This is a genomic window from Micromonospora endophytica (assembly GCF_003236305.1).
Classification (GTDB): Bacteria; Actinomycetota; Actinomycetes; order Mycobacteriales; family Micromonosporaceae; genus Micromonospora; species Micromonospora endophytica.
Window position 1 is genome coordinate 1 of sequence record NZ_POTX01000080.1, and the last position, 22,580, is coordinate 22,580.

General features: G+C 71.3%; 20 protein-coding genes and 1 pseudogene. 4 read left to right on the forward strand and 17 right to left on the reverse strand.

The genetic code is table 11. The annotated features are described in order from the left end of the window. Both C1I93_RS14070 and C1I93_RS14075 read right to left on the reverse strand, forming a co-directional pair. A pseudogene (locus C1I93_RS14070) lies at positions 1–286 on the reverse strand (hypothetical protein); the annotation flags it as partial. Between the two features lie 29 nt (positions 287–315). Next, positions 316–2,472: a RecQ family ATP-dependent DNA helicase gene (locus C1I93_RS14075; RefSeq protein ID WP_111243729.1), complete on the reverse strand. Its 2,157-nt coding sequence runs from the start codon at positions 2,470–2,472 to the stop codon at positions 316–318. 102 nt (positions 2,473–2,574) lie between these two features. Here C1I93_RS14075 and C1I93_RS14080 point away from each other — a divergent pair, with 102 nt between their 5' ends. Beyond that, complete coding sequence (locus tag C1I93_RS14080) at positions 2,575–3,381, forward strand: hypothetical protein (RefSeq protein WP_111243730.1); 807 nt, start codon at positions 2,575–2,577, stop codon at positions 3,379–3,381. 56 nt (positions 3,382–3,437) lie between these two features. Here C1I93_RS14080 and C1I93_RS14085 read toward each other — a convergent pair whose 3' ends face one another. The 6 genes from C1I93_RS14085 to C1I93_RS14110 form a co-directional block, all read right to left on the reverse strand. Beyond that, positions 3,438–4,562, reverse strand: a complete 1,125-nt coding sequence (locus tag C1I93_RS14085; RefSeq protein ID WP_111243731.1) for a branched-chain amino acid ABC transporter permease — start codon at positions 4,560–4,562, stop codon at positions 3,438–3,440. Then, positions 4,559–5,449, reverse strand: a complete 891-nt coding sequence (locus C1I93_RS14090) for a branched-chain amino acid ABC transporter permease (protein ID WP_111243732.1) — start codon at positions 5,447–5,449, stop codon at positions 4,559–4,561. Before C1I93_RS14090 ends, C1I93_RS14085 begins: the two co-directional genes overlap by 4 nt. Further along, positions 5,449–6,210, reverse strand: a complete 762-nt coding sequence (locus tag C1I93_RS14095) for an ABC transporter ATP-binding protein (protein WP_111243733.1) — start codon at positions 6,208–6,210, stop codon at positions 5,449–5,451. Before C1I93_RS14095 ends, C1I93_RS14090 begins: the two co-directional genes overlap by 1 nt. Continuing rightward, the gene (locus C1I93_RS14100; protein ID WP_111243734.1) at positions 6,207–6,950 is read right to left on the reverse strand and encodes an ABC transporter ATP-binding protein; all 744 of its coding nucleotides are present in this window, start codon (positions 6,948–6,950) and stop codon (positions 6,207–6,209) included. Before C1I93_RS14100 ends, C1I93_RS14095 begins: the two co-directional genes overlap by 4 nt. A 7-nt stretch (positions 6,951–6,957) precedes the next feature. Beyond that, positions 6,958–8,163, reverse strand: coding sequence for a substrate-binding domain-containing protein (locus C1I93_RS14105; RefSeq protein ID WP_111243735.1), 1,206 nt, complete (start codon positions 8,161–8,163; stop codon positions 6,958–6,960). A 433-nt stretch (positions 8,164–8,596) separates the two neighbouring features. Further along, positions 8,597–8,881, reverse strand: coding sequence for a DivIVA domain-containing protein (locus C1I93_RS14110; protein ID WP_223256556.1), 285 nt, complete (start codon positions 8,879–8,881; stop codon positions 8,597–8,599). A 317-nt stretch (positions 8,882–9,198) separates the two neighbouring features. Here C1I93_RS14110 and C1I93_RS14115 point away from each other — a divergent pair, with 317 nt between their 5' ends. After that, positions 9,199–9,429 (forward strand): winged helix-turn-helix domain-containing protein, encoded by a 231-nt coding sequence (locus tag C1I93_RS14115; protein WP_111243737.1) that lies wholly within the window; start codon positions 9,199–9,201, stop codon positions 9,427–9,429. Positions 9,430–9,591: 162 nt separating this feature from the next. Here the strand turns inward: C1I93_RS14115 and C1I93_RS14120 are convergent, their stop codons facing one another. Next, positions 9,592–10,053 (reverse strand): tetratricopeptide repeat protein, encoded by a 462-nt coding sequence (locus C1I93_RS14120; protein WP_111243738.1) that lies wholly within the window; start codon positions 10,051–10,053, stop codon positions 9,592–9,594. A gap of 172 nt (positions 10,054–10,225) precedes the next feature. Then, positions 10,226–11,350, reverse strand: coding sequence for a glycerophosphodiester phosphodiesterase (locus C1I93_RS14125; RefSeq protein ID WP_111243739.1), 1,125 nt, complete (start codon positions 11,348–11,350; stop codon positions 10,226–10,228). 141 nt (positions 11,351–11,491) lie between these two features. Between C1I93_RS14125 and C1I93_RS14130 the strand changes: the two genes are divergently transcribed. Beyond that, entirely contained in the window at positions 11,492–12,826 is a 1,335-nt protein-coding gene (locus tag C1I93_RS14130) for a TrkH family potassium uptake protein (protein WP_223256552.1), read from the forward strand. Further along, the gene (locus C1I93_RS14135; protein WP_111243740.1) at positions 12,816–13,487 is read left to right on the forward strand and encodes a potassium channel family protein; all 672 of its coding nucleotides are present in this window, start codon (positions 12,816–12,818) and stop codon (positions 13,485–13,487) included. Before C1I93_RS14130 ends, C1I93_RS14135 begins: the two co-directional genes overlap by 11 nt. 5 nt (positions 13,488–13,492) lie before the next feature. On the opposite strand, the gene C1I93_RS14140 is transcribed toward C1I93_RS14135, so the two are convergent. From C1I93_RS14140 to C1I93_RS14170, 7 genes are all read right to left on the reverse strand, one after another. Next, a complete protein-coding gene (locus C1I93_RS14140; protein WP_111243741.1) occupies positions 13,493–15,205 on the reverse strand; it encodes a serine/threonine-protein kinase in 1,713 nt (570 codons plus the stop codon). Between the two features lie 71 nt (positions 15,206–15,276). Further along, the gene (locus C1I93_RS14145; RefSeq protein ID WP_111243742.1) at positions 15,277–16,830 is read right to left on the reverse strand and encodes a fused MFS/spermidine synthase; all 1,554 of its coding nucleotides are present in this window, start codon (positions 16,828–16,830) and stop codon (positions 15,277–15,279) included. 36 nt (positions 16,831–16,866) lie between these two features. Continuing rightward, on the reverse strand, positions 16,867–17,871 hold the full coding sequence (locus tag C1I93_RS14150) for a coiled-coil domain-containing protein (RefSeq protein ID WP_111243743.1): 1,005 nt from the start codon (positions 17,869–17,871) through the stop codon (positions 16,867–16,869). A 227-nt stretch (positions 17,872–18,098) separates the two neighbouring features. Continuing rightward, positions 18,099–18,911 (reverse strand): inositol monophosphatase family protein, encoded by an 813-nt coding sequence (locus C1I93_RS14155; protein WP_111243744.1) that lies wholly within the window; start codon positions 18,909–18,911, stop codon positions 18,099–18,101. Continuing rightward, positions 18,904–19,356: a response regulator gene (locus tag C1I93_RS14160; RefSeq protein ID WP_111243745.1), complete on the reverse strand. Its 453-nt coding sequence runs from the start codon at positions 19,354–19,356 to the stop codon at positions 18,904–18,906. Before C1I93_RS14160 ends, C1I93_RS14155 begins: the two co-directional genes overlap by 8 nt. Then, a complete protein-coding gene (locus C1I93_RS14165; protein ID WP_111243746.1) occupies positions 19,353–21,182 on the reverse strand; it encodes a sensor histidine kinase in 1,830 nt (609 codons plus the stop codon). The genes C1I93_RS14160 and C1I93_RS14165 overlap by 4 nt, the downstream gene beginning before the upstream one ends. Next, entirely contained in the window at positions 21,179–22,429 is a 1,251-nt protein-coding gene (locus tag C1I93_RS14170; protein WP_181445166.1) for a PP2C family protein-serine/threonine phosphatase, read from the reverse strand. Before C1I93_RS14170 ends, C1I93_RS14165 begins: the two co-directional genes overlap by 4 nt. Positions 22,430–22,580 lie beyond the last annotated feature (151 nt).

The following is a 22,580-nucleotide window of genomic DNA, read 5'->3' on the forward strand; positions in this document are numbered from 1 at the left end:
GCCCCACCCCGTGCGAGTGCGCCCCGGCTCCCGGCGCGTGCGTGTGATCGGCGAGCGCGCTGTCGGCGCCACCCATCGCCGCCGCCGGCCCACCGCTGTTGATCCGGCCGAGCCCGAACCCGAGCAGCACGGCCAGGACGAGCCCACCCACCACGAGCGCCAACCGCAGCGTGGCCCGGTCCGGCACGGCCGAGACCACCTCGCGGTCGGCGTCGGTTGCCGCCACCGGACGCTCGGCGGTGCGTACCGACCCGAGCGCCACCGCGTCGAGGTCCTGCTCAGCCATGACGCCCACGGTACCGCCGGTGGGACGGGTCAGGCGGCCAGGGCCAGGGCCAGCGGAAGGACCGCGGGGGCGGCGGCGTGGCGCAGGGCACGGGCGGCGAGGGTCATCGTCCAGCCCGAGTCGACCAGGTCGTCGATGAGCAGCACCGGACCGTCCAGGTCGGCCAGGGCGTCGGCCACCGGCTCGGGCACGGTGAGGTTGCCGTGCAGCGCGCGTACCCGCTGGGCGCTGTTGCCGCGCGGCGCGTCAGCACCGGCCGGGCCGGTGACGGTGACCCGGCCGAGCAGCGGCAGCCGTCCGACGGTGGCGATCCGTTCGGCAAGCGACCCGATGAGCACCGGACGGGTACGCGAGTCGACCGCGACCACCCCGGCCGGGCGCGCGGGCCACGGGTCGTCGCCGTGCGCCCACGCCTTCAGCACCTCGATCACGGCGGCGGCCACGTCGTCGGGGAGCGGACCGTCCACCGCACCCGGCCCGACCAGGTTCCGCAGCCGGCCACCCCAGCCCAGGTCGGAGAGCCGACCCACGGCCCGGCCGGGCAGCGCCTGCTCGGCCGGGGCGATCCGCCCCTTCAGCGGTACGCCCACCGCCGCCAGCCCGGTCGGCCAGAGTTTCTTCGGCGCGATCTGCACACCGGGGCGGCCGAGGAAGCTCTGCGCAGCGGTCAACGCCGCCGGTGACACCTGCGCCGAGAAGAGCGCACCGGCGCAGCTGTCACACCTGCCGCAGTCGGTCGCCTGGTCGTCGTCCAGGCACTCGCGCAGGTAACGCAGTCGGCAGCCGGTCGTCGCCGCGTACCCGAGCATGGCCTGCTGCTCGGCGGCGCGGGCGGCGGCGACGCGGCGCAACCGGGCCCCGTCGTAGACCCAGGGCTCGCCGGTGGCGAGCCAGCCGCCGCGCACCCGGCGGACCGCGCCGTCCACGTCGAGCACCTTGAGCATCAGCTCCAGCCGGGCCCGACGCAGGTCGACGAGGGGTTCCAGGGCCTGGGTGGAGAGCGGACGGTCGGTGGGCAGGGCGGCCAGCACCGCGCGCACCTGCTCCTCGGGCGGGAAAGCGAGCGAGGCGAAGTATCGCCAGATGGCGGCGTCCTCGGCGCCGGGCAGCAGCAGCACCTCGGCGTGTTCGACGGCTCGACCGGCCCGCCCGACCTGCTGGTAGTAGGCGATCGGCGAGGGTGGCGCGCCGAGATGCACCACGAAGCCGAGATCCGGTTTGTCGAAGCCCATGCCGAGCGCGCTGGTGGCGACCAGCGCCTTGATCTTGTTGTCGAGCAGGTCCTGTTCGGCGGCGCGGCGGTCGGCGTCCTCGGCCTGCCCGGTGTAGGCCGCCACCGACCAGCCCCGGGACCGCAGGAACTCGGTGGTCTCGGTGGCCGCCGCGACGGTGAGGGTGTAGATGATGCCCGAGCCGGGCAGCCGGTCCAGGTGGTCGGCGAGCCAGCCGAGCCGGTGCGCCGGGTCGGGCAGTTCGAGTACGCCCAGCCGCAACGACTCCCGGTCCAGGCTGCCGCGCAGCACCAGCACGTCCGGTCGGGCCACCGCCGGATCGGTCGGCTCGGTGCCGAGCTGCTCGGCCACGTCCCGAGTGACCCGGGCGTTGGCGGTGGCGGTGGTCGCCAGCACCGGCGTGTGCTCCGGCAGCCGGCCGAGGAACGTACGCAGCCGGCGGTAGTCCGGTCGGAAGTCGTGCCCCCAGTCGGACACGCAGTGCGCCTCGTCCACCACCAGCAGGCCCGTGGTGGCGGCGAGCTGCGGCAGCACGCCGTCGCGGAACTCCGGGTTGTTGAGCCGCTCCGGGCTGATCAGCAGCACGTCGACCGTGCCGGCGTGGATCTCGGTGGTGATCTCCGCCCACTCGTCCAGGTTCGCCGAGTTGATGGTCCGGGCCCGGATCCCGGCCCGCGCCGCGGCGTCCACCTGGTTGCGCATCAACGCCAGCAACGGCGACACGATCACGGTGGGGCCGGCCGGCTGCTCGCGCTCGCGCAGCAGCGCGGTGGCCACGAAGTAGACTGCCGACTTGCCCCACCCGGTGCGTTGCACGCAGAGCACCCGCCGCCGGTCGACCACCAATGCCTCGATCGCCCGCCACTGGTCCTCGCGCAGGCGGGCGTGGTCGCCGGCCAGCCGCCGCAGCACCGCTTCGGCCCGCTGTCGTACCGCCGTGCGTTCCTGGCTCATCCGGCATTTCTACCAGCGTCCGGTTCGGCGGCACCCGCGTCAGGCCGCAGCCGGCGGAACTCTGGCATAGGATTCCCGTTCGTTCCCGGAGAGAGAGACGAGATGACTCAGCGAACCGGCACCACCGCCCGTACCCGGCGGTTCGCGGCCACCGCTGTCGCTCTGCTGGCCGCGACCCTGATGGCCGGCTGCGATGACAAGGACGCCAGTCCGCAGGCCATTCCGCCGCCACCGCCGGACCCGAAGCAGGAACTGCTGGCGGCGGTGCCGGACGCCCAGGACCCGGCCTTCCGCTTCAGCACGAGTGACGCCTCGGGTGACGTCTCCGGCACGATCGACCCGGCCAACCGGGGCATGCAGATGGAGATCGTCAGCAAGGACAAGGACTTCACCCTGGAGATGGCCTTCCGGGTGGTCGAGGCCCGCACCTGGATGCGGGTGAAGTTCAAGGGCGAGCGGGACATCCAGGAGCTGATGAAGCTGCCGACCACCTGGATGGAGCTGGATCCGGCGAAGATCAAGGGGTCGGAACCGCTGCCCACGTACGAGGGCAACGACCCCGGCAACGCCGAGGTGATCATCCGCGCGGCCTCCGACGTGCAGGCCGGCGAGGGCGGCACGTACACCGCTGTGGTCGATTTCTCCACCCAGCCGGAGCTGGTGGAGGCCATGGCGGAGGTGGCTCCGCTCGGCGACGTCACCGAGCCGGTCCCGCTCACCGCCCTGGTCGGCCCGGACGGCAACCTCGCCTCGCTCACCCTGGAGATCCCGGCGATCGGCAAGCGGAAGGCATCTGAGTACGTGGTGGAGTACTCCGACTTCGGCACCGCCCCGCAGATCGTCGCCTTCGCCGGTGACGAGGCGAAGGCGGCGCCGAAGGCCGCGTACGACATGCTCAACAACGGCTGACGGGGATCGCGAGGGGGCGGTACGGCACGCCGTTGTGCCGTACCGCCCCCTCGCGATCAGTCCTCCCGGCGCCGGCCGGGGCGCAGGGCGTCGCGGAGCAGAGCCAGCCGAGGTGCCAGGCTGGCCAGTCCACCGGGGAAGAAGTAGACCGCCAGGATGAAGACGGTGCCGAGGACGAAGAGCGGCTCGGAGAGCGGGCGGCTGAGGAAGGCCGGCAGCGCCTCCACCGCCCCGGAACTGCCGAACGACACCAGCCGATGGTCGAGATACATGTAGAGGATGCCGCCCAGCACCGGACCCCAGCGGGTGCCCGGCCCACCGAGCACCACCATCACCAGCAGGGACAGGGTCAGCTCGCTGCTGGTGATGTGCGGTGAGGCACCGCCGACGATCAGGCAGTAGACCACCCCGCCCGCCGCAGCCAGGCCGCCGGCCAGGGTGAAGGCGACAAGCTTGAACCGGTACGGGTCCAGCCCGAGCACCCCGATGCGGCGCTCGTCGTCGCGCAGCCCGGCCAGCACCCGCCCGGTCGGCGAGCCGCTGACCCGGTGCACCACAAGCACCACCACGACCAGGTAGGCAAGCGCCAGCCAGTAGAGGTTCACCGTGTTGGCGACCCCGACCAGCCCGGCGGGCAGCCCGGAGACGTCCAGCGGCAGGCCCTCCTCACCTCCGGTGAGCCCGCCGAAGTCCCGGGCCACCAGGATCGCCCCGACCTGGGCGAAGGCCAACGTCACCATGGCGAAGGCGATGCCCACGGTACGCAGCGCCACCGCGCCGATCAGCCCGGCGAGGATCGTCCCGCCGACGATGGCCAGCGGCGCGGCCTGCCAGAGCGGCAGCCCGGCCCGGGTGATCAGGATGTCGGTGCCGTACACCCCGGCGGCGAAATAGAGGGCGTGGCCGAAGGAGAGCATCCCGGTCCGCCCGAAGAGCAGGTCGTAGCCGGCCGCCAGGCCACCGAAGACCAGGCAGACGGCGAGCAGTTGCAGGGTGCCCGGCGAGTTCAGCGCGCCCTCGAAGATGCCCGGCAGGTGCAGCGTCGAGTACGGCAGGATGACCGCCACGACCAGCACCAACAGCGGCAGGTACGGGCGCAGCCGGCTGACCCGGCCACCGGTCAGCTCGGCCGGCACCGCCGCTGGGGGCGCCGGCACCTCGGGACTTTTGACCTCGGTCATGCGATGGCCGCCTTTCCGGCAATGCCCTGCGGGCGCAGCAGCAGCACCACGGCGAGCAGTGCCACCACGCAGATGTCACCCAGCCCGGAGGTGCCGTAGTAGTTCACGAACTGTTGCAGCAGCCCGACCGCGACCGCCGCGTACGCCGACCCGACCACCGAGCCCATGCCGCCGATCACCACCACGATGAACGCGAAGATCAGCAACGAGCCGCCCTGCTGGGGCGAGACGGTGCCGAAGTAGACGCTGCCCAGCGCGCCGGCCAGTGCCGCCGCCGCCCCGCCGATGGCGAAGACCAGGGTGAACGCCTTGCGTACGTCGATGCCCAGCGCGGTGACCATCTCCCGGTTCTCCACTCCGGCCCGGATGATCAGGCCGTACCGGGTCCACTGGAGGAAGGCCAGGATCGCGGCGAGCACCAGCACCGCCGCGATGATCAGCAGCAGCCCGCCGTTCGGCACCTGCGCGCCGAGGATCGTGGTCACCTGGCGGGTCCACTCCGGACGCGGGAACGGTCGGGCGTCCGCACCCCAGGTGGCCTGCAACAACGCCACGCCGGCCAGGGAGAGACCGACGGTGACCAGCACCTGCTCGATGGTGCGGGAGTAGAGCGGCCGGATCAGCACCAGCTCGACCAGCACCGCCATCAGCGTGCCGGCGGCCACCCCGAAGGCGACCGCGACCACGAAGCCCAGGCCGTCGGCCCCGGCACCGGGCAGGTTACCGGCGGCCCACCAGGTGGCGTACGCGCCGACGCCGAGGAAGAGCCCGTGCGCGAAGTTGAGCACGTCGGCCAGGCCGAAGACCAGGGACAGCCCGGAGGCCACCAGGAAGTAGAGCGCCGCCAGGCCGAGCCCGGTGAGCGTCAACAGGATGATCGCGTCCATCAGTGGCCGTCCTTCCGGGCCGCGGCCGGCGTAGCGTCATGGGCTTCGGCCGAGCCGACGCCGAGCAGCGACCTGGTCAGCGCGGTCTCCGACAGCAGTTCCTGGGCGTCTCCGGCCCAGGCCACCTTGCCGGCGGCGAGCACCACCGCGTCCCGGGCCAGCCGCCGGACCACCGCCAGGTTCTGCTCGACCAGCAGCACCGGCACGGATTCGGCTACCCGTTCCAGCACCTCGGCGACCTCGGTCACCACCTTCGGGGCCAACCCCTTGGTGGGCTCGTCGACCAGCAGCAGCCGGTTGTCGTTGAGCAGCACCCGGCCGATGGCGAGCATCTGCTGCTGCCCGCCGGAGAGTGAACCGGCCCGTTGCCGGGACCGCCGGTCCAGTTCGGGAAAGAGCGCGAACACCCGGTCGTACGCCGGGGTGCTGCCGCGCCGCTCGGCGAGCCGCAGGTTCTCCGCGACGGTGAGGCCGGCGAAGACGCACCGGTCCTCCGGCACGTAGCCCAGCCCGCCACGAACCAGCCGGTGGGTCGGCCGGTCCAGCAGGGACTGCTCCCCCATCCGGACCGTGCCGTCCACCTCGCCGTTGCGGGGGGTCAGCCCGACCACCGCACGCAACGTGGTGGTCTTGCCGACCCCGTTGCGCCCGAGCAGCACTGTCACCCCGGTCGGGGCGACAGTGAAGGAGACACCCTGGAGGATGTGCAGCCCGGCGATCCGGACCGACAGATCGTCCACGGTGAGTACCGGCTGGCTCACAGCTCCTCCCCCAGGTATGCCTCTTGCACTGTCGGGTTGGCCATGACCGTCTCCGGGGTGTCGCAGGCCAGCAGGGCGCCGTGGTGCATCACGGCGATCCGGTCGGCCAGTTCCAGAATCACGTCCATGTGGTGCTCGACCATCAGCACCGACCGGCCGTTGTCGCCGGTGAGCGAGCGGATGACCTGGACGAGTTCGGGGACGTCCTCGGCGCTGACCCCGGCCATCGGCTCGTCCAGCAGCATCACCGTCGGTTCGCCGGCCAGCAGCAGGGCGATTTCCAGCTTGCGTTTCTCGCCGTGGGCGAGGGTGCCGGCCAGTGCCGTACCCCGGTGGGCCAGGCCGACCCGGTCCAGCGCCGTGTCGGCGGCGGCGGCCACCTCCCGGTCGGCCGCCGCCCGCCGCCACAGCTTCATCGATCCCCCGCGGTGTGCCTGCACGGCGAGTCGGACGTTCTCCCGCACGGTGAGCGAGCCGAAGACCGAGGACGCCTGGAAGGTACGCCCCAACCCGAGCCGGGCCCGTCGGTGCGGCGGCAGGGCGGAGATGTCCCGCCCGTCCAGGGTGACCTGCCCCTCGGTGGGCCGGCGCAGGCCGGTGATCAGGTTGAACAGTGAGGTCTTGCCGGCGCCGTTGGGGCCGATCACGCCGAGGAACTCCCCGGGTGCCAGGTCGATCTCGACCGAGTCGACGATGGCGACCTCACCGATCCGCCAGGTCAGACCGCGGGTGGCGAGCATGCCCGCCTCAGCCCTTCATCGCCTGGACCGGCGGCGCGGTCTCCTCACCGGTGAGCGCCTTCTGCGCGGTCGCGGTGAAGTTCTCCCCGCTGCCGGCCAGGTTCGCCTGGTACATCGGCTGGAGCAGGGCGTGGTCCTCGGCGCGGATGGTCATGGTGCCCTTCACGCCCTCGAAGCTCCAGCCCTCCAACGCGGAGATCATCTTGTCGACGTCGTCGCCGCCCTCCTGCGCGGCCCGGACCACCATCTGGGCGGCGGCGAAGCCGTCCGGGTGGAACAGGTCGAGGGTGCCGCCGGGAACCTTCGCCTTCGCGGCCTTGGCCGCCTCGGTGTCGCTGGCCCCGTCGAAGTAGTGCGACAGGAAGGAGATCTTGGTGCCGGCCGCCCCGAAGGTGGGCCAGGAGGCGCGGATGTCCAGGCCGGTGACGACTGTGGTGGAAGTCAGCACCCCCTGCTGGTCGAGGGTCTGCCACATGGCCGGGGCGGTGGAGCCGGCCCAGGCGACGAAGAGCAGGTCCGGCTTGGCGGACTTGATCTGGCTGGCGAACGGGGTGAACTCGGTGGCGCTGGCGGGCGCCCGGACCGCGCTGACGGTCGCCCCGGCACCGCCGATGACCTCCTTGACCGCCGCCTCGTTGGCGTCGCCGAAGGCACCGTCCTGGGCGAAGACGACCACCTTCTTGCCGGTCGGGTCGCCGATGAACGACTTGGCGGTGACCACGTCCTGGTACGACTGCCGGCCGGAGCGGAACGTGTACTTGTTCGCACCGGTCACCGCGTCGGTGGCGGCCGGTCCGGAGATGAACAGGACCTTGTTCTGGGCGGCGATCGGGGCGACCTGGAGCGCCACCCCCGAGGCCGTCGAACCGGCAATGATCTTGTTGCCCTTGCCGATCAGGTCCTTGGCCGCGGAGACCGCCTTGGCCGGGTCACCGGCGTCGTCGACCTCGGTGATCTCGATCGCCCGGTCGCCCACCTTGTTGGTGCCGTTGGTGGCGAAGTCCAGGCCGGCCCGGAACCCTTCGATGTACTGCTTTCCGTAACTGGCCAGCGCTCCCGACTGGGAGTAGACCAGACCAACCTTCACCGGCGCGGCACTGTCGCCGCCGCCACTGGCGGTGTCCTGTGGACTGCCACACGCCGTGGCGGCGAGCGCCGCGGCCATCATCGTGGCGGTGGACAGGAACACCCGTCGTGTCGTCCGGACCGTCATAGCGACTCCACGTGAGGACTCAGAGGGAGAGGAAACCTTATGTGTCGGCTCACGCTAGAAGTGACGTCACCCACGGGCTATGTGGCGGAAACACACAAGTAACCGGCATGGAGTGGCCCACCTTGACAAGCCCGGGGCCAGGGTGGCGACGCCACCACCCCTGCGGCGGCCACCGCCGCCACCGCCCGACCCGTCCCTGTGTCGATCCCGGACACGACCGTGGCGTCTCCCGCCCCGCCGCACGAGACACCGCAACCCGTGCCCTCAACCGCCCCGGATACCCCGGCATACCGCAACTCGTTCCACCCCGTGGTGCCGGCGGCCTCGATGTTGGGAAAGAAGCTCAGCGCGCGGGTGAGCGTCCGGGCGAACCGCCGCGCGGCGGCCAGATTCGCGACCCGCACCGGCAGGTGCACCACGAAGCGACCGCTGCTCATCGCCACCCCTCCGGCGTGCACCGGGTGCGCCAGCTACGAAGTGCCCGCTTGACGCGTACGTTCTCCTCGACGACCGTGACCAGGTCACGCCGCACGCAGGCCAGTTCGGCGGCGACCCGGTGCAGGTAGGCGTACACCTCCTCCGGGTCGAGCCCACCCGGCACCGATCGGAACCGCTGGGCGCGGATCTGCCCCGGGGTCAACCGCGGACCCGTCGCCGACCGGAACCACCCGCCGTTCGGAGACCGGCTGCTCCGGTCCGGCCGGAACAGGTTGAACATGTTGCGCACGGACGCTCCTTCTGCTGGCAACCGCACGCCGAGCGCGCGGCACGCGTGGAGGCGGCCCGGCCGCCGGACAGGGGACGCCGGCCAGGCCGCCGGCCCCGCGACCGCAGCCCTCCTTGGCGGTACGACCCCGGAGCCCACTTCACGTCCGCCTCCGCAGGTTTGCCGAACCAACCGGAGCCGGACACCGTCAACCTACAACAGTATCTATAGATAGTCGAGTCAGTAGCGATGGTGGCGTAACAAGTTGTTGCAGTTACTTGTGCAGGTGGGGCAGGATCGGAGGTGCCGAACCAACCGGAGTCCTCACCATGCCCACAGCACCCGCGCCCTACAAAGTCATCGCCAACGACTTCGCCGCGAAGATCAAGAGTGGCGAACTAAAACCCGGCGACAAACTGCCGTCGACCAGCCAGATCGCCGACATGTACAACGTCAGCGTCGGCACCGCGTACCGTGCGATGTCGCTGCTGCACGATCGTGAGCTGATCACCGGCCAGCCCGGCCGGGGCACCTTCGTCGCCGACCGCACTGCCGAGTAGCCCACCTTCTGGGAGGCACGCTTCCTCGTCGCTGGAGACAAGTCCGGGCAGTGGCAGGGCATGACGCAGGGCCAACTCGCCGAGGCCGCCGGACTTTCACCGGCTCAACGTGGCCTGATCCGGGTGCCCGCGTTGGCTGCCCGGTGATCTACGCCAAGGCGACTACTCGGAAGCCAGTTGCTGGGCCAGGTGAGTCAGGCCGCCTCTGATCAGGCGGCCGTAATCGTCGTCGCCGAGCGCGCCGATGCCCGCCTCGGCGTGCTGGAGATGCGCGCGGGCCTGGTCCAGATCGCCGAGCTTGCGGTAGCACTCACCCAGGTTGAGGTGCAGCGACGGATACAGGCCGGCCACCGACAACGGCACCCCGGCTTCGGCGACCCGGGCCTCGGTGAGTCGGTCGGCAGCGGCCAGCGCCCGCTGATCCCAGAGCAACTCCTGGTGCACGTCGTCCTGCACATCGGCCATCGAGTGCGCCAGCACGCACACGTGCAGCGGGTCGCCCTGTTCCCCACCGATCTCGTCCCAGAGCTGCGCGAACAGGTCACGCGCGGCCTCGCGTTGCCCTTGCCCATGGTGCAACTGCACGCCTTCGTTGATGCGGGCAAGCGCGGCATCGACGACCATCGGCTCTCCTCACTCCCGCGCCCTACCAGCAACTTCAGGGAAAGTGCTGCCTCGGGGCCGCACCCTACCAACAACTTCAGGGAAAAAGCTGCCTCGGGGCCGCACCCCACCAGCAGCCACGCGTGACGGGCCGCCACCCCGAAACCGGGGTGGCGGGCCGGCAAAGGAGTGGTCAGCGGCGGGGTAGGCCGGCGCGGGCGGCGACGGCGGTGTCCGGGTGGTCGGTGAAGACGCCGTCGAGGCCGAGGCGGTAGAACAGCTCGTACTCGGCCTGGATGTCGCCACGGGCGTTCGGGTCGGTGCCGATGCGGAGGTCGACCGGGAGGAACTGGTTCTCCGCCCGGAAGGTCCAGGCGTGCACGATCAGCTTCTCCCGGTGCGCGTCGCGTACGAGCGTGGTCGGGGCGAGCAATCTGCCGGCCGAGTCACGCGGCACGATCAGGTTCTTGTTCGCGCCGATCCCGTCGGCGTACCGGGCGATCCACTTGAGACCCGCCGGAGTGGCCAGGTCGCGGTAGGTACGGCTGTCACCGGAGACGGTGAAGTCGTACGGGCGACCGGAGGCGTCCAGCAGTTGAGCCAGTCGTACGTCGATCATGCGGTCCAGCCGCCGCAGGTTGGCCGTCTCGAAGGACTGGATGATCACCGGCGCGGAGCGCCTGGTCCAGCCGTTGCGCCGCAACACCTCGACCAGCGGCTCCTCCAGCGGCAGGCCGATCGAGACGAAGTACGACGGGTGCTTGGTCTCCGGATAGACGCCGATGACCCGACCACGGGCCTTTCCCTCGGCCCGGGCCAGGTCGATCACCTCCTGGAAGGTCGGCACCTGGTACTGCCCGTCGAAGGCGGTGTTGCCGACCCGCACCTGCGGCAGCCGCTCCTTCGCGCGCAGCGTGCGCAGCTCGGCCAGGGTGAAGTCCTCGGTGAACCAGCCGGTCACCGAGGAGCCGTCGATGCTCTTCGTGGTCCGGCGGTCGGCGAACTCGGGCCTGGTCGCCACGTCCGTCGTACCGCTGATCTCGTTCTCGTGCCGGGCCACCAGCACGCCGTCGGCGGTCGCTACCAGGTCCGGTTCGATGTAGTCGGCGCCCATCCGGATGGCCAACCGGTACGCCTCGATGGTGTGCTCCGGTCGGTAGCCGCTGGCGCCGCGGTGGCCGATCACGACGGGTTGGTGGTCCGCCCGGGCCGGGTCGGGACCGGGTGCCGGCTTCGCCGCGACGGCCAGGCCGGGCACGGCCACGGCGGCGAGCAGCACCGCCGACACGCCGAGGGCGGAAAGGGTACGTCGTCGCAACGCGGTCTCCTTTACGTCTGGGAATCCCGCTCAGCAGACCCGGCCGGGCTGACCACCAGTTGGTCCGCGCCTGACCAGCCGGTGAATCCTCGGATTCCGCATTCGACTACGGAGAAAGGGGAGGAATCGGAAGATTGGCTGGTGCGCCGGTTCTTCCGTCACCCGGTCCGACTCGTGCCGATCTCCTTCCTGGTGGCGATCATGTTCGGCACCGGCCTGCTGATGCTGCCCCCGATGGCGATCGAGGACCGGCACCCGTCCTTCCTCACCGCGCTCTTCACCAGCACCTCGGCCATCTCAGTCACCGGCCTGGCCGTCGTCGACACCCCGCACTACTGGTCAACTGCGGGCCTGGTGGTCATCACCGTGCTCACCCAGCTCGGCGGCCTCGGCATCCTGACCGGTGCCGCGCTGGTGATCCTGACCGTCTCCCGCCGCCTCGGCCTGCAGAACCGGTTACTGGTCCAGGCCGAGACCCTGGAGTACGGGCTCGGCAACATCCGCCGGCTGCTGCTGCACATCGGCGCCACGGTGCTGGCCTGCGAGGCGCTGATGACGGTCGTCGTCACCGGTCGGCTCTGGATGGCCTACGACTACTCGCTGGGCGGCGCGCTCTGGTCGGCCGGCTTCCACTCCATCCAGGCGTTCAACAACTCCGGTTTCTCGCTCTACCCGGACGGGTTGCTGGCCTTCTCCCGGGATCCCTGGATCACCCTGCCGCTGGCTTTCGGCAGCGTCGTCGGCGGGGTCGGCTTCCCGGCGCTGTTCGAGGCGGTCCGCCAGTGGCGCCGGCCGGCCCGCTGGGCGGTCGCCACCAAGCTGACCATCTGGGGCAGCGTGGTCCTGGTGGCCGTCGGCACCGTCGCCTTCCTGGCCATCGAGTGGAGCAACCGGGGGACGATCGGGCAGTACGCCGCCGCGGACAAGCTGCTCGCCGCGTTCAGCCAGATCGCGCTCGCCCGCACCGGCGGGATCGAGGTGGTGCCTCCCGGTGCGATCCGGGAGGAGAGCTACCCGCTGCTGATCTGGTTGATGTTCATCGGCGGTGGCAGCGCCAGCACCGCCGGTGGGATCAAGGTCTCCACCTTCTTCCTGCTCGCCTTCGTCATCTGGGCGGAGATCCGCGGCGAGCCCGACGTGACGGTCGGGCGCCGCCGGGTCGCCACCGCCAGCCAGCGGCAGGCCCTCACCGTGGCCCTGCTGAGCGTCGCCATCGTGGCGGCATCCGCCAGCCTGCTCATCGCGATCACCAACCACCTGCCGGTCCAGACCGCCCTCTTCGAGATCACCTCGGCCTTCAGCACCACCGGGCTCACCGTCGGCGTGACGGCGAAGCTCGGCGACGCCGGACATCTGCTGCTGATCGTGCTGATGTACGTCGGCCGGATCGGGCCGCTCACCCTCGGCTCGGCGATCGCCCTGAACACCCGGCGCCGGCTCTACCGCTACGCAGAGGAGCAACCCATTGTCGGATAAGAACGTCGACGCCGGTGGTATCGCCGTGATCGGGCTCGGCCGGTTCGGCTGCCACCTCGCCGAGTCGCTCACCGCGCTCGGCCACGACGTGCTGGCGATCGACCGCAGCCCGCAGCAGGTGCAGAAGTGGTCGACCCGGCTGGCTCAGGTGACGCAGGCCGACTCCACCGACGGGGAGGCACTGCGCCAGCTCGGCGTGGCGGAGCTGCATCGGGTGGTGGTGGCCATCGGCGCCTCGGTGGAGTCCAGCGTGCTCACCGTGCTCGCCCTGGTCGAGCTGGGAATCCCGCAGATCTGGGCCCGCGCCACCTCCACCCAGCACGCGAAGATCCTCGAAGCGGTCGGCGCCCAACACGTGATCTTTCCCGAGGCGGAGACGGGAGAACGACTGGCCCACCTGATCGTCAGCCGGATGCTCGACTTCGTCGAGATCGAGGGTGCCTTCGCGATCGCCAAGATGCGGGTGCCGGAGCCGCTCGTCGCCCGCTCGATCAGCCAGGCCCGGCTGGTGGAGCGCTACGGCGTACGGGTGGTCGGGATCAAGCGGGCGGGCGAGAACCGGTACCGCTACGTCGCCGAGGGGCTGGAACTGCGCCGCGACGACATCATCATCGTGGAGGGAACCATCGAGCAGGTCCAGCGTTTCTCCATGCTGTCCTGACCCGGTCAGCCGCCCTTGGCGTGCTTCGGCGGCCCTCCGCCCGGCTTGCCCTTCTTGCCGGCCCTGGCCTTGGCTGCCTTGCCCTTGCCCGGCGCACCGTTCGCCTGGGCGTGCTCCGGCTTGCCCTTCTTCGGCTTGCCCTTGTCCGGCTTGTCCTTCTTGGGCTGCTCCTTCTTCGCCTCCGACTTCGCCTTGGTCCCACCCGCACCGCCGGAACCGGCCTTGCCGGCCGCGGCCCGCACCGGCTTCGGCTTGGCCCTCGGCGCGACCCCCGCCACGCCGGAGACCTGCACACCGCACAGATCGTCGCCCACCCGGAACTCCACCGGCAGCGGATTCGACCCGGTGTACGTGCCGGACAGGGTCAGCTTCTCGGTGGCCCCCGGTGCCAGCGCGCGACGCTGCGGGCCGGGCTCCACGACCACCGCGCGGCCCTGCTGGCGTACCGGTGCCGAGGTCGCCGGGACCACCTTCTGCTCACCCGGGAAGGCGAACCGCATCGTCCAGTCGCGCAACTCGTGCTGGCCGGTGTTGGTCAGGCTCACCTCGGCGGTGAAGTCCTTGCCGGAGTCCTTGCGCAACGCGTACGAGACCTGACAGGGGATCTCCTGCCCGCTGCCGATGCGGGCCTGGGTCGGCTGGTCGATGCCGCCACTGGCCGGGCTGCGCGAGGTGACCCCCCACACCGCCGCCGTCACGGCCATCAGCCCGGCGGCGGCCACCGCCGCCTCGATCCGTCGCCGGCGGTCCGCCGCCCGGCGGGTACGCAGGCCGGCGAAGGGCAACGCGTCGGTCGCCGCAGACCAGGGCAGGATCGTGGTACTCGCGCTGGCCAGCCGCAGCGGCTCGGCCCGTCCGGCGGCGGCCGGCAGCACAGGTGTCTTCCCGACGGCCCGGGCGAGAGTCTCGGCCAACTCGGTGGTGGCGGGCCGGTCCACCGGTCGCTTCGCCAGGCAGCGCTGGATCAGGTCGCCGACCTCGGCGGGCAGCTCCGGCACCGCGGGCATCGGTTCCGGCTCGCGGTACATGTGCGCCCGCAGCATCTGGGTGGTGGTGTCGGCCTGCCAGGGCAACTGCCCGGTGAGCATCCGGTAGAGCAGCAGCCCCACCGCGTACACGTCGGTGGCCGGGCTGACCTGGCCGTTGTCGAGCCGTTCCGGGGCGAGGTAGGCGGGCGTGCCGAGCAACGTCCCGTCCGGCCCCTTCTCGCTCTCCCCGACCAGCGCCGAGATGCCGAAGTCGACGACCTTCACCCCGGTCGGGGTGAGCATCACGTTGCCGGGCGTGACATCGCGGTGCACCACGCCCCGGGCGTGCGCGGTGGCCAGCGCGCCAGAGACCTCCGCGGCGACCGTCACCGCCTCCCGCCACGGCAGCCGTCCGTCGCGGGCCAGCCGCGCGGTCAGCGGAGCACCGTCGACCAGCTCCATCACCACGTACGGCACGGTCAGCCCGACCTGGTCGGACTCACCGTAGTCGTACACGTTCGTGATGTGGGGGTGGCAGAGCCGGGCCGCCGCCTGGGCCTCGGTGCGGATGCGGTGCCGGAACGCCCGGTCGCTGGCCAGCCGGGAGGCGAGGACCTTCACCGCGACCTGGCGGCCGAGCACCTCGTCGTAGCCGCGCCAGACCACCGACATGCCGCCCGCGCCGAGCTGCTCGATCAGCCGGTAGCGCTCACCGAGCAACTGCGCGCCCCTGCGTACGCCTGATCCCATGGTCGCCGTTGTTGCCCGAGGTGAGGGTGCCTACACCTTTCTGGTCGGATTCGGTCGGCGATGTCACCCGATCAGGCGGTGGCAAGCAGTTGGTCCACCGGTGCGTAGTCATCGGTCAACACCAACGCGTCGCCGACGAAACCGCTCAGTTCGCTGCCGGAGAGCAGGCTCGCCGGTTCGTTCTCGGCGTCCAGGCGAACCTGGAGGGCCGCCAGCGGCAGCGGCGCGTCGGAGGCGACGATCAGGAAGTTGGCGCCCCGCAACCCGGCCAGCGCCTCCGGCGGGGCGATCAGCGCCACGTGCCGGAACTCGGCGGCGACGGTGGCCACCTCGCTGGTGATGAACCGCAACGGCGGATAGTCGATCACGTTCTGCACGTACACCCCGCCGGGCCGGGTCACCCGCCGGATGTCGGCGGCCATCTCCCGGGTGGCCAGGTGCCAGGGCACCACCAGGTGACCGAAGGCGTCACCGACCACGAAGTCACGGCTCTCGGTCGCCTCGGCGGCCACCAGCATCCGGGCGTCGCCCACCACCGCCCGCAGGTCCGGCCCCTGCGTCACACCGAGTTGCCGCTCGCCCAACTCGACCAGCCCACCGTCGATCTCGAAGACCAGGTTGTCGGTGCCGGCCCGGGTGGCGGTCAGGTAACGGGGCACGGTGAACCCGCCGCCGCCCAGGTGCAGCGCGTCGAGGCGCTGCCCCGGCGGGGCGATCACGTCGGCCACCGCACCGATCCACCTGGTGTACGCGTACTCCAGGTGGGTCGGGTCGGCCAGGTCCACGTACGAGTGCTGGGCCGAGTTGAGCAGCAACGTCCGGCCGCTGGACCGGCCCGGATCGGCCTCCACCCGGGCGCAGTGGTACGCCGTCTCCACGTCACACGGGTTCGGCGCGACCACGGTCAGCCCGACCCCGACCAGGCCGAGCACGGCCAGGGCCGACTTGAGTCGGGCCGGGCCGGGCAACGCGGCCTGTTCCTGGCGACGCAGGTACACCCAGAGCGCGATGCCGGCGATGCCGAGCGAGGCGGCCAGCCCGAACAGGATGACGGTGCTGGGCAGGGCAGCCACCAACACGAAGCCGGTGAGCAGGGTGGCCGTGACGGCGCCCAGCGTGCCGATGCTGGAGAGCCGGCCCACCACCTGGCCGGTGCGGCGCAGGTCGGCGAGCTGAAGCTTGATCACCATCGGGCTGACCGCGGAGAGCAGCATCGCGGGCGCGAACACCGCGACCGCCACCAGCAGCAGGATCGCGCTTGCCGCGCCACCGCGCAGCACCTCACCGGCGTACCGCACCGCCGGCAAGGTGATCGCGGTGGCGATGCCGGAGAGCACCAGCGCCGGGGCCAGCAGGGTGCGCGGATCACGCCGGTCGGCCAGCCAGCCACCCGCCCACGCGCCGTACGCGATGGCGGCCAGCGCGATGCCGATGACCGAGCTGGTCACCTGGAGGGTGACGCCCACGTACGGCCCGACCAGGCGCAGCGCGGCGGTCTCCAGGACCAGGACGGCCCCACTGGAGTAGAAGACCAGGAAGGCGGCGAGCCCGTTGGGCAGGGCCCGCGCCCCTTCCAGGTCGGCCGGTGCCGGTGGGACCGACACCTCAGGCGTTGGAGAGTTCATCGTGGCGATGGTACGCAGCGAACCCGGGGTCGCGGGTCAATGCATCGAAGTGTGAACGTGGTTCGTGTGATCGGCGGCCGGGCTGCCGCTGCCGCTGTACGCCCGCCAGCCGGTGCCGGGATGCCAGATCTGCCGGTACCAGATCACGTAGAGCACACCGAGCCGGTCGGCGTTGCGCACGTGCCAGGCGGCCAGGCTGTCGCCGTACGCCTTGTCGCCGCCGGTGGCGGTGCGGTCCTCGAAGCCGTTGGTGGCCGCCGAGAAGTCGCAGGCCCGGCCCTTGGGGTGCTCGCCCGATCCACCGCTGCGGTAGCAGGAGACGTGCCGCTTGTAGCCGGCCGCCTTGGTCTGGTTGAGCATGTGCAGCGTGCGCGCGGTGATGCAGCCGGAGGTGGTCGGGTCGTTCACCGAGCACGACTCGCCGGGCCACGACCCGTCGGAGTTGCGCGGCGCCGGCGCCGCCGAGCTGGAGTTGCCGCCGCTGAACCCGCTGCTGCTGCCCGAGCTGACCGCCGCCAGGGCCGTCTCGGCCTCCTTCTTCTTCTTCGCCATCACCGCGACCTGCTTCTGCTGCTCGCGGACCTCGGCGTTGATCGCGAGCTTGGCCTCCCGGGCCTGCTCACGCGCCTCGGTCAGCTCGCGCACCCGGCGGCCGTCGCGCTGAGCCATCACGTCCAGGTTGGCGGCCCGCTGCACGAACGCCTCAGGGGTGGCGCTGTCCAGCAGCGCGGCGGTCGGGGTGAGCCGGCCGATCCGGTACGACTGGGCAGCCACCTCACCGACCAGGACGGTCAGCTCGTCCAGCCGGGCCTCGACCGCTGCCAGTTCGGTGCCGAGCTGCTTCTGCCGCTTCTTGGAGCCATCGAGCTTGCGCTTGGCCTCGATGTGCGCCTTGGCGGTGGCCTCCAGGGCGTCCCGCAGCTTCTTGCTGCCGCCCTCGTTGGGTTCGGCATACGCCGGCACGGCACCGACGCCGAACAGCATCGCCACCGCGGCGAGCAGGGCGATCAGCGGCCGGTACGGCCGGCGCCCGATGGGCATGGACCTGCGCACGAAAGCATCCTTTCGTCGGCCGCCGGCACCCGATGGTCACACTGCGCGGCGGCAACCTCCACCGGCGCCGGTCGGCGGCCTGCTGGCGAAGGCCGCCGGTCAGGATACCGGAACCATCCGCGCAGGCCACTCCCCCGACTCGGGCGGCCCATCGATTGTCGACACACCGTGAACACCGCCTCACCCACCGCCTCAGCGGGCCGGTCGGGCGCTGTTCAGCGCGCCCGGAGAAGAGCCTGGTGCACGTCGGTCCAGACCTGGTCGTTGATGGCGACCAGGAGGCCGTGCTCGGTGTTCGTCGGGTGGTAGTCGACACCGTCGAAGCGGCGCGCCACCCCGCCGGCGGCCTGCACCAGCAGCGACCCGGGGCCGTGGTCCCAGGGCAGGGTGCGCCAGAAGAGGACGAACTGCTGTCGGCCGGTGAGCAGGTCGAGGTATTCGCGGCCGGCGCAGTGCAGGCCCGGCAGCAGTTCACCGACCTGTGCTCCGCCCGACTCCACAGTCCGACGCTCCGACGGCGGCAGGAACCGCGTCATCGCGGCACCGCGCAGCTCACCGACGGGTGGCGCCGCGGGCGGCAGTCGCAGCGGCTTGCCGTCCAGGTACGTGCCCTCGCCGAGCCGGGCCGTGGCGAACGTCTCGGCCAGCGGGTCGAACACCCAGGCGGCGATCGGCTCGCCGTCGGTGTAGAGCGAGACCATCAGCGCGAAGGGACGCTTACCCGCCGCGAAGTTCGCGGTGCCGTCGATCGGGTCGACGAGCCAGACATCGCCCGCGTCGCGCAGGTGGCGCAGCAGGTCGGGATCGTCGGCCACCGCCTCCTCGCCCACCACCACCGAACCCGGCCGCAGCTGGCGCAACCCGGCCGTGATCATGTCTTCGGCCTTACGGTCGGCCACGGTGACCAGCTCACCGGGGGCCTTCTCGGTCACATCGGCCGCGCCGAGGTGACGGAAGGAGGGGAGTACGACCCGGTCGGCGGTCTCCCGCAGCAGTCCGGCGACATCGTCAAGCAGGGTGTCAGCCACGTGGCGGCAGCTTCACCACGCTGACGAAGAACTCGTCGATCTGCCGCACCACCGAGATGAACTGCTCGAAGTCGACAGGCTTTGTCACGTACGCGTTGGCGTGCAGCTGGTAGCTACGCAGGATGTCCTCGTCGGCCTGGGACGTGGTCAGCACCACCACCGGGATCCGGCAGAGCTGCTCGTCCTTCTTGATCTCCTCAAGCACCTCCCGGCCGTCCCGGCGGGGCAGGTTCAGGTCGAGCAGGATCAGGTCCGGCAGGACCGCGTCCGCGTACTGGCCCTCGCGGCGCAGGTAGGCGAGCGCCTCGGCACCGTCGGAGACGACGTTGAGCCGGTTGCGCAGCTTGTGCTCCTCGAACGCCTCCTGGGTCATCAACACGTCACCCGGATCGTCCTCGACGAGCAGCACCTCGATCGGGCTGTTGCCGTCCGCCGGCGCGGTCATCTCACCGCCTCCTTCTTGCCACCTGCGCTGTCCGGCGTGCCGCCGTCGGTCGTCGCCGCTGCGGCGATTGTGGTGTTGACGGTACCCTCGCCGTCCGGTCGGGGCGCGCCGGCTCCTGGCTCGTCCCTGGTCGGCGCCGCGTTCCCGGGCTCCCGGGTGCCCTCGGTGCCGGCGACCGCACCGTCCGCGTCGGCGGCGGTGTCCGTACCGTCGCTGTCGGTGTCCGGGTCGGCGGCGCTCGGGCCGTCCGTGCCGGTCGCGGAGGTCGCGGCCTCGACGTCGGCGGGCAGCGCCGGCAGGGTGAACCGGATCGCGGTGCCCTCGGGCACGTCGGTGTCCACCCAGACCCGCCCACCGTGGTATTCGACGATCTTCTTGACGATGGCCAGTCCGATCCCGGTCCCGGGGTAGGCGTCCTTCGCGTGCAACCGCTGGAAGATCACGAAGATCTTGTCGGCGAACTCCGGCTCGATCCCGATGCCGTTGTCCTGGCAGGTGATCTCCCACTCGCCGTCGACCAACCGGGCGGAGACGTGCACCCGCGGCGGCACGTCGGCCCGGCGGAACTTGACCGAGTTGCTGACCAGGTTCACCAGGAGGTTGGTCAGCAACGGCTCCTCGCCCCGGATCACCGGCATCTCGCCCCAGGTCAGCTCGGCGTCGGCGTACTGGCGAGCCGGCTCGGTCTGCGCGGCGACCTCCGCCATCAGCTGGTTCAGGTCGACGTCGGTGAAGCCGGCGGTGATCCGGCCGATCCGGGAGAACGCCAACAGGTCGTTGATCAACCGCTGCATCCGCTGGGCGCCATCCACCGCGAAGGCGATGTACTGGTCGGCCCGCTCGTCGAGCCGGCCGGCGTAGCGGCGTTGCAGCAACTGGCAGAAGCTGGCCACCTTGCGCAGCGGCTCCTGCAGGTCGTGCGAGGCCACGTAGGCGAACTGCTCCAGGTCACGGTTGGACCGGGTCAGCTCCTCGGCCTGCTTCTGAAGCTGGGAGTTGACCCACTCGATCCGCTCCCGCGCCTCGCGTACCTCGGCCAGGTCGGCCGCGATCTTCTGGCGCATCGCGTCCACGTCGTCGCCGAGGCGCTGGAACTCCGGCGGCCCGCCGCCGGTGATCCGGTGACCGTAGTCACCGGTGGCGACCTGGCGAACCTGACCGGCCAGGGTGGTGAGCGGGCGCAACACCATCCGGTCCAGCGACAGCAGCAGCGCGATGCCGGCCAGCGCGACCACCAGACCGGCCACGACAAGGAGTACGACCAGCAGGTTCCCGGTCCGCTCCACGTTCCGCGCGGTGGCTTCCCGGGCGGTCAGGATCTCCTCCTGGAGCGCGGCCACCGAGGTCCGCAGCTCGTCGAAGCGCTGCCGGCTCTCGTCGCTCAGCAACGCCTGCCCGGCGGCCGTGCCACTGGTCCTGGTCGCCTCGATCACCGGTTGGGCGATGGCCTGCCGCCACCCCTCCGCCTGCCGCTCCACGGTGACCAGATCCGCCTCGATGCCGGGATAGCTGCCGGCCAACTCCCGGATCCGTGCCGCAGTGTCCCGCTCCCGGGCCACGCCCTGCTCGTACGGGACCAGGTCCTCAGGGTCGGCGGTCACCGCGTAACCCCGGACCCCGGTCTCCTGGTCGAGCAGCGCGCTGAGCATCTCCTGGCCCTGCACCCGCAGCGGCCCGACCTCCATCAGCAGCACATCGGTGTGCTGGCGGTTCTTCGTGGCGACGATCGCCTCGGCCACCGCGACGCTGAACAGCAGCGCCCCGGCGACGCCGAGCAGCGCCAGCACCCGGCCGCGCAGGGTCCACCGGCTGAACCGGGAGCTCATCGGCCACCACCCCGGGACACCAGCAGCATCGCCACGTCGTCGGCGAACGGGCCGCCGTTGAGTTCCTCGGCCCGCCCGACCAACCAGGCCGGCAGTTCGGGCAACGCGACCATCCGGCTGGCCGGTTCGTCCAGCAGGCGGGTCAGGCCGGGCACGTCGAGCCGCTCGTCGCCGACGCCGATCCGGCCCTCGATCAGACCATCGGTGTACATCAACAGAGACCAGTCATCAGTGTCGAACTCCAGGTCGAAGGCGACAGGTCGGCGCGGGCGTACGCCGAGCAGCAGACCGCCCGGCGCCGGCACCGGAGCCACCCGGCCGTCGGCGAGCAGGACCGGCGGCGGGTGACCGGCCAGTCGTACGGTCGCCCGGTTGGCGCTGAGGTCCAGTCGGGCCGTGGCCACGGTGGCGAAGATCTCCTGGAGCCGGCGCTCGCTCATCAGCACCTGCTCCAGCGCGGGCAGCACCTCGTCGTCCGGCACCCCGGCCAGCACCAGGGCCCGCCAGGCCACCCGAAGCTCGACCCCGAGTGCGGCCTCGTCCACGCCGTGCCCACACACGTCGCCGACGATCAGGTCGATCCGGTCGGGTCGGGTCTGCACCACGTCGTAGAAGTCCCCGCCGATCAGGGCGGCGTGCCGGCCCGGTCGGTAGAACGTGTGCACCGACACCTGCTCGGTGGTCATCAACGGTTGGGGCAGCAGGCCGCGTTCCAGGCGGGCCGACTCGGCCTGGCGCAGCTCCACCTCGCGCAACCGGCGGGCGTTCTCGTCGGCGCGCTTGCGCTCCACCGCGTAGCGCAGCGCCCGGGTCAGCAACACCCCGTCCACCTGGCCCTTGACCAGATAGTCCTGGGCCCCCTCGGCGACCGCCACGATGCCCAGGTGCTCGTCGGACCGGCCGGTGAGCACGCAGACCGCCGCGCTGCCGGACATCTCCAACACCTGCCGCAGGCCGTCCAGCCCCTGCGCGTCGGGCAGACCGAGATCGAGCAGCACGCAGTCCACCCCGGCGATCCGCTGCCGGGCCTCACTCAGGCTGGTGGCGACAAGCAACTCGATCCCCGAGTTGGTCTCGGCCAACAGCTCACCGACGAGGAAGGCGTCACCCTCGTCGTCCTCGACCAGCAGCACCCGCAGCCGCTCACCGGGCGGCAGGTTGGGATTGCCGCCCAGACCGCCCTGAGGGTAAGGCCACGACACGACTGAGGGACCGGTCATTCCGGTCCCCCGGTGCGGCCGGGTCACCGCCTTGACGGGCGGGAGATCGTTGGTGATGTCGGGCTCCTTCCGACTGCCCTGCTGATCCTGTATTAGACAACGTTCGCACACAACACGACGGAGCGCCCTGGCGTGCCGTGGGGGATGATGGCCTACCCCTGGTCCCACCCCCGAGGAG